Below are 15236 nucleotides of genomic sequence, written 5' to 3'. Positions count from 1 at the left end.
TGCACAAAGCTCAAGCGCATCACAAAGTTCATCAACAAGTGCACAAAGCTCAAGCGCATCACAAAGTTCATCAACAAGCGCACAAAGCTCAAGCGCATCACAAAGTTCATCAACAAGCGCACAAAGCTCAAGCACATCACAAAGTTCATCAACAAGCGCACAAAGTTCAAGTTCATCACAAAGCTCTTCATCTATCTCACAAGCATCAAGTTCTGCTAGCACACCTACTGTAGATGAACACGGTAACAATAATGGTAATGCTGATAAGAAAGAAAATACTAACAAGATAGTTAATGAAAATAATAACAATGATGGACATCATGTAAATAACACCAGCGCACAATCATTACCTCAAACAGGTGATCAAACTAACCAAAAATCATTAGCAATTGCCGGACTGGTAATTGGATTGATTGGATTAGGAATGGCAGCGTTTGGATTTAGAAGAAAAAATAAATAATAGAATTTAAAAAAGGACTTTTAAAGTCCTTTTCTTCTATATAAATATGTAAATAAAAAGCCACTCATTAATTTGAGTGGCTTTTTCGTATCTATAATTAGTTGTTCTTTGTAGTGATGTCTGAACCGAAGTACTTCAATGAAAGTTTCTTTAAAGTACCATCTTTTCTTAATTCATCAATAGCTTGATTGATCTTCTTAGTTAAAGCTGATGATTTCTTGTTTAACATGATTGAAGTTTCAGCTGGAGCTTGTAGCTTAGTTGGAACATCAATTTCTTTTAGACCTTCAGTTGAGTTGTGTTTTGCAAAGTATTTCCATGATGGAACGGCATTGACAGTACCATCTGCTCTACCTTGTTGGATTAATTGATAACCAGTAGCGTTGTCAGGAGTTGATGAAACGTTAGCACCGAACTTCTTAGCAACAACGGCGTTATCAGTACCGGCACCATCAACAATGTTCTTACCCTTGATGTCTTTGATGCTCATCATCTTGCTGTCACTCTTAGTAATAAGAGTGTAGTATGAGTAAGCATATGGTTCTGAGAACTTGTATAGCTTTTCTCTTTGTGGAGTAACAGTCATGTTGTTCATAACAGCATCGTATCTGTCACTACCTAGACCAGCAATTAAACTGTCCCATTTAGTTTGAACAAAGTTAACTTTTAGACCTAACTTCTTTGAGATGTCAGTAGCTAAATCAACTTCAAAACCTTTTAGTTTACCACCTTGACGGTATGAGTAAGGCGCATAAGTTCCTTCCAAACCGATAGTTAGCTTACCGCTTTGAGTTAAATCTGATTTGTAATCTTTTGAGCTTGATGAACTGTTACCACATGAAGCTAAGATAGCTCCAGTACCTAATACGGCCAAAGCAACAGATAGTGATTTCATTAATTTGTTGAATTTCATGATAAATCTCCTTAAATATTTTGTAGTGTCATCGCAGCTAAGAAATCTTTAATTCTTTTGTCTTCAGATTCGAAGAAGTCCTTAGTATCACCGTCAAAACCAACTTTACCATCTTCGATAAAGACAATTTTATCAGCGACACGTTGAGCAAAAGTAAGATTATGAGTAACGATAACTAGTGATTGTTTTTCTTTAGCTAAATCTAGTAGTACTTTTAGAACTTCTAATTCGATTTCAGGATCCAAAGCACTAGTAGGTTCATCTAGCAAAATGTATTCTGGGTGCATTGCAAGTGAACGAGCAATCGCAACACGTTGAGCTTGACCACCAGATAATTGACTAGGATAAGCATTTGCTTTATCCAACATGCCAACCTTCTTTAGTAGTTGTTCAGCAGTCTCTTTAGCTTCTTCCTTTGTTTTGTTGAGTACTTGGACTTGACCTTCCATTACGTTTTTTAAAACGGTAAGGTGAGGGAATAAGTTAAAGCTTTGAAATACCATACTGGTTTTTCGACGAATATTTAAAACAGTTTTTGAACTGATTTTTTCAGCAAAGTTTAAGCTTAGGTCGCTAAAATCATATTCACCAGATTCAGGAGTTTCAAGTAGATTCAAAGATCTAAGTAGTGTTGACTTACCAGAACCGGATGGTCCAACAATTACAGTAGTCTTATTTTCTGGGAATTGAAGGGAGATATTATCTAATGCATGTTGATTATCAAATGTTTTAGATACGTTTTTTAAATTAATCATTTAATACTCCTCTCTAATTACTTACAGAATAACGAGAAACTCGTTTTTCTAGGTAACTTTGTAAAATAGTAAGAACACTACAGATAACTGCGTAGATAGCAGCTACTAAAATGTACATGATTAGTGGTTGATAGTTTTCAGCAGCGATTTGTTGACTGACTTCAAACATTTCCACAATCGTAATTGAAGCTGCTAGTGATGTATCTTTCACCAAACCAATGAATTCATTTGAAAGAGGTGGAAGTGATACTCGACTAGCTTGAGGTAGGATAATTCTCCAAAGTACTTTACGCTTAGTCATACCAAGTGAGTATGCAGCTTCCCATTGACCATCGGGGATTGACAAAATCGCACCACGAATAGTTTCAGAAGCGTAAGCTCCAGTGTTAAGAGAAAAAGTGATAATCCCAGCTACGATAGGGGTTAATCTAATTCCGTCGGGTAATATTCCTGCAATTCTTAGGTATGGAAGACCGAAGAATACGATGAATAATTGAACCAAAAGTGGGGTACTTCTAAATAACCAAACATAGAAGTAGAAAATGGCTTTGACGATATTGAATAGTCCACCACGAGGGGAGATCTTAACCAAAGCAGTAATAACAGCGATGGTTAAACCGATAATAAATGACACAATCGCAATTGGAATTGTATAAGCAATACATGCAGCAAGCAATTGCGGTGTTGAGTCACGAATAATTTCCCAAGCACTCATATTTTGTCTCCTTTGTTTTCTAACTAAAAAAGCATTGGAAATGCATATTTAAATCCAATACTATTGTACACTATTTAATCGTAGTTTCAATTAATTTGTACACAAAATAATCGAAAATGTTAACAACCTCTAAGAAGTCTATTAAATAGCGGTTAGTTGATGATTAATTTAATACTATCAATCAATAATTTAGGTGTCAATTAAAAGGATGTGTATCGATTAAATTTTAACTAATCCTTTATTTTTGTGGGATTGGGGTAATTAATTTATTGTTTGGTAGTGTAATTCCAGCATCATTAATGGCTTCTAAATATAATTGAAGGAATTTGAATTGAACAGCGAATTTAGCGGTGTCTTTACATGGAATCCATTCCTTTACTGCGATGGTTCCATCACCTAGATCAACAGTTCCTAGCAATTGTGGTTCATCAATAATTCCATCTGTAAGTGGAATGTTTTTGGCGTTAACTTCTTTGACAATATCAATGATTTGTTGAATTGGGCTATTAGGGTTAACACGAATGTTAATTTCAGCCTTCAAACGATCTTTAGACATGTTACAGATGTTAGTGATATATCTATTTGGTACGAAGTTTAGTGAGTCATCGACTCCACGAATTTGAGTAGAACGAAGACCAATTTCTTCAACGGTTCCAGTGATAGTGTCTAAAACAACAAAGTCACCGACATCAATTTGATGTTCGAATAAAATGAAGAAACCAGTGATGATATCGTTAGCTAAACCTTGTGCACCTAATCCTAGTGCCACTGTTAATAGTCCGGCACCAGCTAATAGTGAACCAACAGGAATACCAATAACAGTTAAAACAGAATATAGCCAGAAGAATTCCAAAATGTAGTTAAATGTGTTGGTAGCGATTGATTTAAGAGTCCCTTCACGTTTAGGACCAATCTTCTTTTCTTTTTGTAAATATTTACCAAATAGATGGTTTACTAGAGATTGACCAATTACTTTGATAATTAAGAAGAAAATTGAAATTAAAACTAAGTCGATAATCACAAAAGTTAAATTGTGAAGAATGTGTCCCCAGTTAAAACTATCTACGTATTGTTTCAAGATACTAGGGTTAGTTGCTAATCTATACATGTTAAAAACTTCCTTTCAAAAATGATAGTAAAAAACGCCCGAAAGTGGGCGTTGAAACTTTATTTGGAAATATCAGCGATAACTTTGTTGTTTGGTAGTTTAATACCAGCTTTTTGAATAGCTTCCAAGTATAATTGTAGGTATTCAAATTGCACATCAAAGCGAGCTTCGTCGGTAGTAGGAATGTATTCCTTAACGGCGATAGTACCATCACCCATATCAACAGTTCCTAGTAATTGAGGGTCTTCGATAATTCCCTTAGTCTTAGGAACATATTCAGCATTAACTTGTTTGATGATATTAATTACTTCAGTAATTGGAGTATCAGGGTTAACACGAATGTTGATTTCAGCCTTCATTCGATCTTTAGACATATTACAAATGTTAGTAATGTATCTGTTAGGGATGAAATTTAATGCATCATTGTTACTTCTGATTTTAGTGGTTCTTAAACCGATTTCAGAAACAGTACCAGTAACGTCTCCGATAGTTACATAGTCACCAATGTTAATTTGTTTTTCAAATAAGATGAAGAAACCATTGATAATATCATTGGCAAGGCCTTGTGCACCTAAACCAATTGCTACAGAGAATAATCCAGCACCAGCCAGTAGTGTTCCAATTGGCACACCGATGAATGTTAGGACTGAGTAAATCCAGAAGAATACCAAAATGTACATGTAGGCATTAGTGGATAGTGAGTGAAGCGTTTTTAGTCTGTTTTCTGCTACGCCAGTTTGCTTTTTGGCGTAGTTATTAAATAAGTGGTTGATTACTTTCTTTCCGATTGTTCTTAAAATTAAGAAGAAAATTGAAATTAGAATAATATCAATCACAATATTAGTAATGTTGCGTAGAATTTCGTCCCAGTTAAAGCTTAAAAAATATCTTTTAATGAAGTCGGGATTGGCTGCAACTGTCAACATAATCGACACTCCTTACTATTATTATTGTCATATTAATATCCTAACATCACATTAAGTGTTATAACAGTTATAAGTTGTTTTCTTAATAAAATGTTAAGGACTTAGTTAATTAGATTGATGATAGAATGAATAATATGAAGTGACTATCAAGGAAATATGAAATGATAATCACGATGGATGATACCACAAAGCATATAATATCCATTTGAATAGGTGACTTTAAATAAATTCGACGAACGATAATCGCTAAAAATGTAAAGAACGATAATATACCTACCAAGAATAAAATTAAACCAGACATTAATTCAACGTCTAACATATAAAACATCTCTTTTCTATTAATGTTTGTATCATACCACTGTCCATACATAATTTAATAAATAATGGAGGATAATCAATTTTGAAATACGAAAAGAAACGACAATTAACTAAAGATAAAATCGTAAAAGCATTTGTTTCAATTGCAAAAGAAAAAGGAGTCTCAGCTGTAACGGTCAGCGACATCATTAAACAAGCTGATGTAAACCGTAGTACTTTTTATCGCCACTATATCGATAAGTTTGACTTGATTGAAAAAGTTGAAGATGGTGTAATTGATCAAATTAGAAATGCAAACGAATTTTTCCAAGAAACCGATGTTGCACATATCGATACAGCAGCCGGTAAATTCGTATATAGTTTTTTAACTGTAATCGAAGAAAATCAGCCAATTCTAAGTGTTCTAATTAGTGAAAAAGGGGAAATTCGCTTCTCCATTAAACTATTACAATTTTTCAATGAACTTGTTGAATCAACAACAGAAGTTTTTAGTGAAGAAATGGACCCGAAAAAGCGAAAACTATTTGCTGCATATAATTCCTCAACAGCCTTAGGCGTTATCATCTTTTGGATTCATCATTTTGAAGATTATGATAAAGAATACGTATATGATTTCTTAATGCATCGAGAGTATTAAAAAAACACGCTATTGTAAATAGCGTGTTTTTTGTATTTGGGGATGAATTGTTATTCAGCGCTTAAACTTTCGATAGGATCTAGTTTAGCACCCTTGTTTGATGGAAGAATTGATGCTAGTAAGTTAATGATTACAGCAATTACAATTCCAAAGGCAGCATTACCAATAGATACTTGGATAATTGAGTAATGAATCATGCCGTCAACGGTTGAGTTAATTCCTAATTGAATTAGGTAAGAAAGAACTACAGCTGATACTGATGAGAAGATACCTAGGAATAGTGCTTGGCTAACGAATAACATTCTGATGTTACCCTTAGTAGCACCTAAAGCACGTAAGATACCGATTTCTTTAGTTCTTTCAGCAACACTGATGTATAGTACAACGATGATCATGATAGCTGAAACTAATAGTGAGATTCCAGCAATTGCAGCTAGTACGTATACAGCTAAGTTGATGTAAGTGTTTAGAGTTGAAACGATTGCACCAGCACCTTGGATGCTGTATAGCTTCTTACCATCAGCTTCTAGGGCTTTGATTCTGTTTTGAACAGGAGTAACGTTGCTTACACCACCTGAAATGTTAACGTTTAAGAAGTTTGGTTCAATCTTAATTCCGTTAGCTGATAAATCTTTTCCTAAAGTATTGTAGTTAATAATACTAATTGGACTTTGTGAATCAGCTATACCTGAAACTTTTAGATCAGTAGTGATTGGATATGGCTTACCATCCTTCATGGCGTTGAATGTTACTTGAATGGTCTTACCAACTAATGAGTAAGGTTTATTTTTGTTGAATGACTTAGCGGTAGTTTTGGTGATTAGAATTTCACCATCTTTAGGGGTTGTTCCACGTTTGATGTTATCAGTATTAATAGTAGCAATGCTTGAAGTCATGTATGCCACTTGAGCTGATTTTTTACCATCTTTTAATTGGATACCACTAGAAGCGTATGCTTTGTCGACAGATTTAACACCTTTGACGTCTGATAAACGACTAACATCACTGTCTTTAAATGATGAATGATCATTAGTATTCTTGTGTGAAATTTGAATACTGTTAGGGTTAACTTGTGAGTAAATTTCGTGGTTAATGTATCCGCGGATACCGTTACCTAGTCCTAACATGAAAACAACTGAGAAGATACCAATTAAACCACCAAAGATGATTAAAAGGTTTCTCTTTGAATTGTACTTAATGTTGTCCCAAGTCATTTTGACGATTGACTTAAATGATAGAGTTTTGGATTCTAGTGTTTCTTCTTTACTTTCGGCATATTTGTCACGAAGGGTACGATCTTCGTCGATTTTACCGTCAGTCATGTGAACAACACGAGTACCGTAATCAGCAACCTTTTCGGAGTGGGTAACAGTTAAAACTAATTTACCTTCCTTAGCAATGTTGTCTAAGATTTGTAGAATTTCAGTTGTGTTTTCTGGATCCAATGCACCGGTTGGTTCATCGGCAATAAGCATTTCAGGATCACCAGCTAAAGCACGAGCAATTGACACACGTTGTTTTTGACCACCAGATAATTGGTTAGGAAATTTGTTCATGTGGTCTTGTAGACCAACTTTAGTTAGTAATTCCTTCGCACGAGCGACTTGTTCTTTCTTTGAAAGAGTAGTCATTTCAAGTGGTACTAATACGTTATCTAAAATAGTTAAATGACTAATTAAGTTAAAACTTTGGAAAATGAATCCAATAGTTTTACGACGATATTCGTCTAGTTGTTTGTCGGTATCATGTCTTAATGATTCTCCGTTTAGTAAAACATCACCAGAGTATTTACTATCTAAACCACCGATAATGTTCATTAATGTGGATTTACCTCCACCGGATTCTCCTAAGATGGATACCATTTCACCTTTTTCAAAAGATAAATCGATTCCTTTTAAAACTTTAAATTCATCTTTGCCAAGGAAGTATGATTTTTCGATATTTTTTAATTCTAAGAATGACATTTTTTTCACTCCTTATTCATAATTGTTTATTTGTAATGACTATTATAGGGCTAATTTTGATATAAACAATCACCAAAATAGGAAAAAGTGTTGCATTTTTTCCTTAAATTCTTAAGAAAAGGTTAAATTGTCATAATTTGTAACATTCCTATATTATTCTTGAAATATTCGGCGGTTATACTGCTAGTATATAATCAGTTAGAAATAGGAGTGTGGTATATTGATTAAGTTTAAATCAATATTGATGATGTTGATCACTTCAATCGGACTATCAGGAGCAGCTGTTGCAATGGGGAACTACGCAACTGCTCATGCTGCAAGCACTGATAATGTTTACGATTTGTCAGAATGGCAAGGAAAGTTAAGCGACAACAAAGCGAAAAAGTTAAGTAGTGAAGTACCTTTTGTAATTTTAAGAGTTCAATATGGTACAAGACATTACGACAAAACATTCAATCATAATAAAGCAATGATAGAAAAATATGGTGTTCCATATGGGGTATATTCATACAGCAGATATACATCAAAATCTAGCGCTGCAAGTGAGGCTCGTGATTTATATTACAGAGCTCCAAATGCCAAGTTTTATGTAAACGACTTTGAATCTACTTATTTAAGTCGTAGCGCAGCTAGAGCTGCTACATTACAATGGGTTCAAACCTTGCGTCCGCTAGTCGGAAATAAAAAGATTCTATTTTATTCTTACCAAAGCTTCATGAAAGCTTATGCTAAATCTGCACTTAGTGCTTATGACGGATATTGGTTAGCTGCTTACACTAAACATGAACCATCAGTTAGTCATGTATTATGGCAATACACTGATCGTTACTACTCAGCAGCTTTAAATAAAAAAGTCGATGCAAGTAAGATGAGAACTGATCAAAGTTGGTTTATTGGTGATGTTGCTACCCCATCAAGTAACAATAACATCACTGCTGTATCAACACCGACAGAACCTACCCAAACAACTACAAGTACTTCAACCACAGATAGTAATAACACTACAAGTGGAATTCCTGCTATTCAAAATATGGATAAGACTATGACAATTTCATCAAATGCTACTCAAAATATTTATGGTGATAATCAAGCAACACTTCCTGTTGATACAACTATTAATTATCAAGGGATGCAAGTTGCTGTTGTAGCACAATCTAAGTACAATGGTAAGACATACTACTTAGCAACATCTATCTACAGTGGTAATAGAATTGGTTGGATTGCTTCAGATGCGTTCAATAAATAATAAGTAAAATAAAAGAACTTAGCGGGATAGCTAAGTTCTTTTATTATGTGGAATTATAGATAATTATGAATAAAAATATGGAAAAGCAATTTGCTTTATTAGTTAACATTGGGATAAAGCTAACTTGGGATTTCTCCCAACTGCTCTAGCTGGACTCGAACCAGCAACCATCGCATTAACAGTGCGCTATTCTACCATTGAACCATAGAGCAATAAATAAAGGGGTGTTAATAATTTAAGTTAATCCCAAATAAGTAAAGGGGTTAAAGATCAACTCATACAATTAGAAAGATACCGTATCGTTAACATCTCTAATTATGTTGAGTGAATTATCACTCGACTGCTCCGGCTGGACTCGAACCAGCAACCATCGCATTAACAGTGCGCTATTCTACCATTGAACCACGGAGCAAAAATGAGAGAAAAATGTGAAATTTCATTTTTCTTATAAAACTAATAACGTAAATGTTATGTAGTGAATATGTGCCACCAAACCAACATTTTAAAGCTAATTCGGTAAAAATGTAACTTGATACTATGTCTTTGTCATTGACTATAATAATACACTATTATTAAAAAAATACAACCTTTTTTCATCAAATTTTAATAAAAATAAAAATATGTTAACAAAATCCTATTATATCAAGGTTTATCGTCAACATATTTTTTGATTATTCTATCATTTGGTCTAATTCTTTTACGAAAATAGGAGTCCAACCGTAACGATATCCAGCACAAGTAGGGTGAGTATCATCTAACATGAAACTAGGGTTTTGTTCGTTCATTTTCTTTAAGGTTTTGTTTTTCCAAATATCAATAATAGCAAAATGCCATTTCTTTTGAAGTTCAAATAATTTATCTCTTAAAAATTCGTAACCAGGTTCAGGTTTTCTTAAACAAGTATAGAAAACTAATGGGCAATCCCATTCTTCTTGAACTGTTGCAGCGATGTATTCGATCGCACCAATCGTGGTTTGTGTATCAAAATCATCAGGATTGTATGAATTACTAATTTTACCTATATCAATACCGTTTCTTTGATCATTAGTGGATAATTGGCAAGTGAATAAGTCATAGTGAGCATCACGGCTTAAATTATTTTTCATTCTACTAATGTATGAATTTTCATTAATATCAGCTAAAGTTGTTCCACTCACGGCTTCTTTAATTGCGTGAACGCCATGTTCGACACGTAAAAAGTCTACAAATGAGATTCCTTTAGCAGCCAGTCCTGCCGTTACAGATGAACCAAGGAATACAATTTTTTTACCGTTAAGATTGCCATCAACAAAGAAATCACGAGACGGTCTATATATTTCACTATTAGCTTTTCTAATATCAATGCTCTTCTTAGATGCTTTCATTAAAGCGGCACCTGCGGCTGTTACTAATGCAGTTTTAATAAACCCGTATTTCAATGCGATTAACTCCCTTACAATTATTATTTAAAACTAATTTTACTAGCATTTAAGGGTGGTAACAATTAAACGGAAGAAACTTAATTAATATTTAAACATTTAAATTAATCCTTAACATTTGATTGAAAAAGTTTGTGATAAAAGTATTTAATTAGGTGTATTGAGATGGATTAACTATTTTTTGTAAATTAATTAAAAAATTGATCTTTATAACTAATAAGAAAAGAGACTTTTGCAGATTTGTTTTGTTATTGAGTTTAAAAAGATTAAAAAAGTTTAAGTATTTTTTAAATATTGCTTGCTAAATAATCGGGCGAAAGGTAAAATATTGGTTGTAAAGTAATGTGATAAATATCACAAAGTTAAATTATAGAAATATTATATAAAAATTATTAGGAGGCCACACTAATGAAAGTTATCGTAGTCGGTTCTTCACACGGTGGATACGAAGCCGTTCGTGGAATGCTTTTAGAAAACCCTGAAGCAGAAATTCAATGGTATGAAAGAGGAGATTTTATTTCCTTCCTATCATGTGGTATGGAATTATACCTAGAAGGTACTGTAAAGGATGTAAATACAGTTGCGTATGAAACTGTAGAAAATGCTGAAAAAGATGGTGTACATGTATTTGTACAACAAGAAATTGCAAGTATTGATGAAAAGAAGAAATTAGTTCATGTTAAGAATTTAGCTGATGGTTCAGAACGTGATGAAAGCTACGATAAGCTAATCTTAGCTATTGGTGCTACTCCTCGTCGTTTAGACGTTCCTGGTAAGGACCTAGAAAACCTATACGCTATGCGTGGTCGTAACTGGGCAATCAAGCTAAAACAAAAAATGGTAGATCCTGATTTAAAACATGTTTTTGTTATCGGATCAGGTTACATTGGAATCGAAGCTGCTGAAGCATTTGCTAAAGCGGGTAAGGAAGTTACTATCGTAGACCACAATCCTCGTCTATTAGGTAACTACTTAGATTCAGAATTCACTGAAAAATTAACTCAAGAATTTAAAGAAAACGGCGTTAACTTCGTTGGTAGCGTAAACGTTGCTGAATTCGTTGGCGAAGACGGTAAAGTTAAGGCTGTTAAAACTGACCAAGGTACTTTCGATGCTGAATTAGTTGTTGAAACTGCTGGGGTTCTTCCAAATACTTCATTAGTTGATGGGTTATTAGACCTAGACGAACGTGGTCGTATTAAGATTGACGAACACCAAGAAACTAGTGTTAAAGATATTTACGCTGTTGGTGACGCAACTAAGGTTCCATACGCACCAACTGGTGAATTATCATCAATTGCTCTAGCATCAAATGCTCGTCGTCAAGGACGTACTGCTGCTGCTAACGCTGCTGGAAGAAAATTAAAGATGACTGCTGTGTCAGGTTCATCAGCACTTTCAGTATTCAACTACCACTTTGCTTCAACTGGTGTTAAACAAGACACTCAAGAAAAATGTGGTGTTACTAATGCTAAATCAGTATTAGTAGAAGACTGGGCAGTTCCTCCATTCGTTTCAGAAGAAGCTGGAAATGCTAAAGTTTACTTCAAGATTACATTTGACCCAACTGATGGTCGTATCCTTGGTGGTCAAATCATGTCAACTAGAGATGTGACTGCAAACATCAACACAATCTCATTTGCAATCCAACAAAAAGCTACAGTTTACGACTTAGCATATGCTGACTTCTTCTTCCAACCTGGATTTGATCGTCCTTGGAACATCATGAATGAAGCAGCTCAAGAAGCAGTAAGACAAATTAACAAGTAATTTTAAAAAGATGGAATCATTTCCATCTTTTTTTGTGCACATATGTTGACACGGTGTCACCTTGGATGTATTATATTGAAAAATGACACAATGTCACTTAGTCGAAAGGGAGAGAAAAATGCCAACAAAAACGTTTTTAAACTTAAATGAAGAAAAACAAAATCAAATATTTAATGCTTTGATTAAGGAATTTTCTCAATATCGATTAATGGAGGCTCAAGTAGCCAGAATCATTAATGACTGTTCTATTGCACGTGGTTCATTTTATAAATATTTTGAAGATATTAATGATAGTTATCATTATGCTTTAAAGCGAGTTTTAAAAGAGGTTCACTTTGAGGTTTTTCAACAAATTAGAGCTGAAAAGCAAAACTCACTGAAAGTTTTTTATGATGCAACGAAGTCTTTTATCGAGCGTTTAAAAGGAACTCAATATGAATCTTTTTACCAAAAGTATGTTGTTTATAATCAGTTTGAATTAAAACATAAGGAATATGACTATCGTGAAATACCCGAAGAATATTTGGTGCTATTAGTTGATGGGAGACCAGTTGGTGATAAAGAACAAATTATTATCACTTATAAATGGGCAACTAGTGCTGCACATGAAACAATTAGAAACGTGCTAAGTGGTGGTAACCAAGAACAGTTATTTAGTGACTTTGAAAGTCTTTTGGAATTATTGAATAAGGGATTAAAAAATAAGGGAGAGTAAGATGTTTTTATCAATTCAAGAAATTAAAAAGAATAAATTAAGATATAGCTTAATTTGTTTAGTAATTATCATGATTGCATATTTAATCTTTATTTTGACTGCATTAGCTAACGGATTAAGCAATGCTAATCGCCAAGCGATTGATTCTTGGAACGCAGAAAAAATCGTTTTAAATTCAGATGCGAATGGATTATTAGATCAATCTACAATTACTAAACAACAAGCAAGACAATATCCAGCTAACAAACGTTCCGACATTACTCAAATGAGTGCCAATGTTCAAACGTTTAATGATGGGAATAAAGTTGGCTCACAAATTATTGGTTTAAATAAGAACCAATTTATTTATAAAGATTTAAAAATCACTTCAGGTCGTACCTTTAAAAATGATTATGAAGTGGTTGTTGATGATAGTTTAATCTCACAAGATCACTACCGATTAGGTGAAAATGTTAAGTTTAGTAGTAACGGTCATCAATTTAAAATTGTAGGAACGGTCAAAAATAATCAATTAAATGTTGCACCGGTAATTTACGCCAGTTCGAAAAATGTACAATCAGAAAAGTTTGGCAAAAACGACCAAGCTATGATTAGTTCAATTATTTACAGAAATGACCCTAAAGAGACTGTTAGTGGTACTCAGGTAATGGGAATGGAAGATTTTATTCAAGACATTCCCGGTTACAGTGCCCAAAATTCAACTTTTGAATTTATGATTGTCTTCTTATTATTAATCACACTAGTGGTGATTTCGATTTTCTTATATGTATTAACGATGCAAAAAATACCATACTTCGCTGTAATGAAGGTGCAAGGGGTATCTAACTTCTACCTTGCAATGAACGTAATTTCTAATGCGATTATCTTAGCTGTGAGTGGAGTCGCAATTAGTGCATTACTAACACTCTTAACTGCAATTTCAATGCCAGCCGCTGTTCCAATGACATTTGACCCTGCCTTGATGGTATTTGTATCTATCATGATTATTTTAATGTCAATCATAGGAGCACTTATTCCAATGAGAACGGTCACTGAGATTGACCCAGCAACTGCAATGGGAGGAATTTAATAATGGCTACAATTGAATTAAATAACGTTAATAAAGTTTTTGGTGTCGACGAAGCTGCCACCACAGCATTAAACAATATTAATTTTTCTGCTAATAAAGGGGAAGTTATCGCAATTACTGGACCATCTGGTTCAGGTAAATCTACCTTTATGAAAATTTTAGGTGGGATTCTTTCAGCCACTAGTGGTGAAATCATGATTAATGGTCTTAACTACGGAGATATGAATTCTAAACAACAAAGTCGTTTCAGATTAAATCGCATCGGTTTTATCTTACAAGCATACAACTTATTACCTTACTTAAAGGTGAAAGATCAATTTAAACTGGTTAATAAAGTTAAAAAGACTGGCAATATGTCTGTTGATGAATGTCAGCAACTAGCAGAAGAAATAAAAGTGACTAACTTAATGAACAAATATCCAGATGAATTATCTGGAGGTCAACAACAAAGAGTGGCCATTTTAAGAGCGCTATATACTAACCCTGATATCATCTTAGCTGATGAACCAACAGCAGCATTAGATGGTCAAATGGCAATTAAATCAATGGAACTATTACAAGAACTAGCTCATAAACAAAATAAAACGGTGATTGTAATTACTCATGATTCCAGATTGTTAAATTATGTTGATAAAAATTATCGAATCGTTGATGGTCAAGGCGAATTCATCGATACCGATGACTCTGTCTTGGTATAAAAAAAGAAGATAGGCAATGCCTATCTTCTTTTATTTTTGATGTTGTTGTTCAACGTGATTAGTAATGTCATTGTAGAAACGTTGTTCTAGCGCAGAAGAACCAGAACTCTTAAATGCTTGCCAGCTACCGACTAAATCAATGCTGAAAATGGTGATTTTATCATCAACTAAAAATTCTTTTTCTAAAGTGGATTTTAAATCTTTAACGATTTCCTTAGTACGATCTAAAACCTCAAATTCTTTTTCATTAATGAATGAAGATTCGAATTCCTTTTGATACTTGTTTAAGAAGTTACTCATTACTTCTTGTAGTTCAGCATCATATTTTTCGATAAATTTACGTTTACCATCTTCGAATTTATGGAAACCATCATCAACTAGAAATGATAATTTAAACCATTCAGTATATCCGTCTCTGGAATCCTTGTAACTTAAATCAGGATCGTTAAATTCGTTAAACATTTCATTTACTAGTGCAATTGCCATGATGGTTGAACTCCTTATTCTGAATAGTATTTTGTATC

Annotated in this window: 16 protein-coding genes and 2 tRNA genes; 7 read left to right on the top strand and 11 right to left on the bottom strand. The window is 33.8% G+C overall.

Going from position 1 to position 15236, the window contains the following annotated elements; all coding sequences use genetic code 11:
• On the top strand, positions 1 to 460 hold a 460-nt coding region (locus RZ74_RS06480; RefSeq protein ID WP_148562086.1), incomplete at its 5' end, for an LPXTG cell wall anchor domain-containing protein.
• A 97-nt stretch (positions 461 to 557) separates the two neighbouring features.
• On the opposite strand, the gene RZ74_RS06475 is transcribed toward RZ74_RS06480, so the two are convergent.
• The 6 genes from RZ74_RS06475 to RZ74_RS06925 form a co-directional block, all read right to left on the bottom strand.
• Positions 558 to 1373: a transporter substrate-binding domain-containing protein gene (locus RZ74_RS06475; RefSeq protein WP_053950584.1), complete on the bottom strand. Its 816-nt coding sequence runs from the start codon at positions 1371 to 1373 to the stop codon at positions 558 to 560.
• 11 nt (positions 1374 to 1384) lie between these two features.
• The gene (locus RZ74_RS06470) at positions 1385 to 2128 is read right to left on the bottom strand and encodes an amino acid ABC transporter ATP-binding protein (RefSeq protein ID WP_053950583.1); all 744 of its coding nucleotides are present in this window, start codon (positions 2126 to 2128) and stop codon (positions 1385 to 1387) included.
• A 13-nt stretch (positions 2129 to 2141) separates the two neighbouring features.
• Entirely contained in the window at positions 2142 to 2843 is a 702-nt protein-coding gene (locus tag RZ74_RS06465) for an amino acid ABC transporter permease (protein ID WP_053950582.1), read from the bottom strand.
• Between the two features lie 238 nt (positions 2844 to 3081).
• Positions 3082 to 3951, bottom strand: coding sequence for a mechanosensitive ion channel family protein (locus RZ74_RS06460; RefSeq protein WP_053950581.1), 870 nt, complete (start codon positions 3949 to 3951; stop codon positions 3082 to 3084).
• 59 nt (positions 3952 to 4010) lie between these two features.
• A complete protein-coding gene (locus RZ74_RS06455; protein WP_053950580.1) occupies positions 4011 to 4877 on the bottom strand; it encodes a mechanosensitive ion channel family protein in 867 nt (288 codons plus the stop codon).
• 109 nt (positions 4878 to 4986) lie between these two features.
• Positions 4987 to 5196 carry a hypothetical protein gene (locus RZ74_RS06925; RefSeq protein WP_148562085.1) on the bottom strand — a complete coding sequence of 70 codons (210 nt, stop codon included), beginning with the start codon at positions 5194 to 5196 and terminating at the stop codon, positions 4987 to 4989.
• Positions 5197 to 5277: 81 nt separating this feature from the next.
• Between RZ74_RS06925 and RZ74_RS06450 the strand changes: the two genes are divergently transcribed.
• Positions 5278 to 5832: a TetR/AcrR family transcriptional regulator gene (locus RZ74_RS06450; RefSeq protein ID WP_053950579.1), complete on the top strand. Its 555-nt coding sequence runs from the start codon at positions 5278 to 5280 to the stop codon at positions 5830 to 5832.
• 50 nt (positions 5833 to 5882) lie between these two features.
• Here the strand turns inward: RZ74_RS06450 and RZ74_RS06445 are convergent, their stop codons facing one another.
• On the bottom strand, positions 5883 to 7796 hold the full coding sequence (locus tag RZ74_RS06445; RefSeq protein ID WP_053950578.1) for an ABC transporter ATP-binding protein/permease: 1914 nt from the start codon (positions 7794 to 7796) through the stop codon (positions 5883 to 5885).
• A gap of 220 nt (positions 7797 to 8016) precedes the next feature.
• Here RZ74_RS06445 and RZ74_RS06440 point away from each other — a divergent pair, with 220 nt between their 5' ends.
• Positions 8017 to 9042, top strand: coding sequence for a GH25 family lysozyme (locus RZ74_RS06440; RefSeq protein ID WP_053950577.1), 1026 nt, complete (start codon positions 8017 to 8019; stop codon positions 9040 to 9042).
• Positions 9043 to 9182: 140 nt separating this feature from the next.
• On the opposite strand, the gene RZ74_RS06435 is transcribed toward RZ74_RS06440, so the two are convergent.
• The 3 genes from RZ74_RS06435 to RZ74_RS06425 all read right to left on the bottom strand — a co-directional run bounded on the left by RZ74_RS06435 (position 9183) and on the right by RZ74_RS06425 (position 10460).
• A tRNA-Asn gene (locus RZ74_RS06435) sits at positions 9183 to 9254 on the bottom strand.
• 128 nt (positions 9255 to 9382) lie between these two features.
• Positions 9383 to 9454 (bottom strand) — tRNA-Asn (locus RZ74_RS06430).
• A 259-nt stretch (positions 9455 to 9713) separates the two neighbouring features.
• On the bottom strand, positions 9714 to 10460 hold the full coding sequence (locus tag RZ74_RS06425; RefSeq protein ID WP_083437196.1) for an SGNH/GDSL hydrolase family protein: 747 nt from the start codon (positions 10458 to 10460) through the stop codon (positions 9714 to 9716).
• A gap of 408 nt (positions 10461 to 10868) precedes the next feature.
• Here RZ74_RS06425 and RZ74_RS06420 point away from each other — a divergent pair, with 408 nt between their 5' ends.
• The 4 genes from RZ74_RS06420 (at position 10869) to RZ74_RS06405 (ending at position 14712) form a co-directional block, all read left to right on the top strand.
• Positions 10869 to 12230, top strand: coding sequence for an FAD-dependent oxidoreductase (locus RZ74_RS06420; RefSeq protein WP_053950575.1), 1362 nt, complete (start codon positions 10869 to 10871; stop codon positions 12228 to 12230).
• A 118-nt stretch (positions 12231 to 12348) separates the two neighbouring features.
• Positions 12349 to 12945: a TetR/AcrR family transcriptional regulator gene (locus RZ74_RS06415; protein ID WP_053950574.1), complete on the top strand. Its 597-nt coding sequence runs from the start codon at positions 12349 to 12351 to the stop codon at positions 12943 to 12945.
• Position 12946: 1 nt separating this feature from the next.
• Positions 12947 to 14014 (top strand): ABC transporter permease, encoded by a 1068-nt coding sequence (locus tag RZ74_RS06410; protein WP_053950573.1) that lies wholly within the window; start codon positions 12947 to 12949, stop codon positions 14012 to 14014.
• Positions 14015 to 14016: 2 nt separating this feature from the next.
• Positions 14017 to 14712 carry an ABC transporter ATP-binding protein gene (locus RZ74_RS06405; protein WP_053950572.1) on the top strand — a complete coding sequence of 232 codons (696 nt, stop codon included), beginning with the start codon at positions 14017 to 14019 and terminating at the stop codon, positions 14710 to 14712.
• A gap of 30 nt (positions 14713 to 14742) precedes the next feature.
• Here RZ74_RS06405 and RZ74_RS06400 read toward each other — a convergent pair whose 3' ends face one another.
• A complete protein-coding gene (locus RZ74_RS06400) occupies positions 14743 to 15198 on the bottom strand; it encodes a hypothetical protein (RefSeq protein ID WP_053950571.1) in 456 nt (151 codons plus the stop codon).
• Positions 15199 to 15236 lie beyond the last annotated feature (38 nt).

Origin of the sequence: Apilactobacillus apinorum (assembly GCF_001281175.1) — a bacterium.
In the GTDB taxonomy this organism is placed as follows: domain Bacteria; phylum Bacillota; class Bacilli; order Lactobacillales; family Lactobacillaceae; genus Apilactobacillus; species Apilactobacillus apinorum.
The sequence above is the reverse complement of the archived record's forward strand: the minus strand, read 5'-3'. Positions and strand labels throughout refer to the sequence as shown.